At 63.5% G+C, this 515-nt stretch carries 1 protein-coding gene; it reads left to right on the top strand.

The features are described from left to right. The first annotated feature begins 33 nt into the window (after nt 1–33). The gene (locus OC610_RS28710) at nt 34–483 is read left to right on the top strand and encodes a type III secretion system chaperone (protein WP_264433167.1); all 450 of its coding nucleotides are present in this window, start codon (nt 34–36) and stop codon (nt 481–483) included. The last annotated feature ends 32 nt before the right edge of the window (nt 484–515 follow it).

Below are 515 nucleotides of genomic sequence, written 5' to 3'. Positions count from 1 at the left end.
CATTCGATCATCATCTGCACAGGGAGATTTTCCATGACCGCTCCACCCATCGCCCAGCGCCTGATCGCGGCCCTAGCGGAACACTTGAATGCGGACCTTCAGCTGGAGGGCGGCGTCTGTGCGTTGTATGACGCGAGCAACCGCGAAGCCGTGGTCATCGAGCTGCCCGATCACGGCGACCTCGCCATCCTCCACTGCGCGGTCGACGTGCCTGCCCATATGCCCGGCCTGCACAAGCGCTTGCTGGAGCTCAACTTTCGATTGGACTTGCTCGCCGGCAGTTGGCTGGCCCTGGACGACAAGGGCAGCGTTCGCTTGTGTGCCCACTGCCCATTGTCGATGCTCGATGAGGCGCAGTTCTGCCATTGGGTCGTGGGTTTCATCGCCCAGGTCGGCGAGGTGCATACACGCTGGATGCCGTCCGCAGCACCCACGGCTTCACGTCCAGCCTCGCTCAACACGAGCCGTGCCCGGCTGGTCTAGCCAAACGAACGTGGCGAGGGAGCTTGCTCCCG

Source organism: Pseudomonas agronomica (genome assembly GCF_025917275.1).
GTDB lineage: Bacteria > Pseudomonadota > Gammaproteobacteria > Pseudomonadales > Pseudomonadaceae > Aquipseudomonas > Aquipseudomonas agronomica.
The sequence above is the reverse complement of the archived record's forward strand: the minus strand, read 5'-3'. Positions and strand labels throughout refer to the sequence as shown.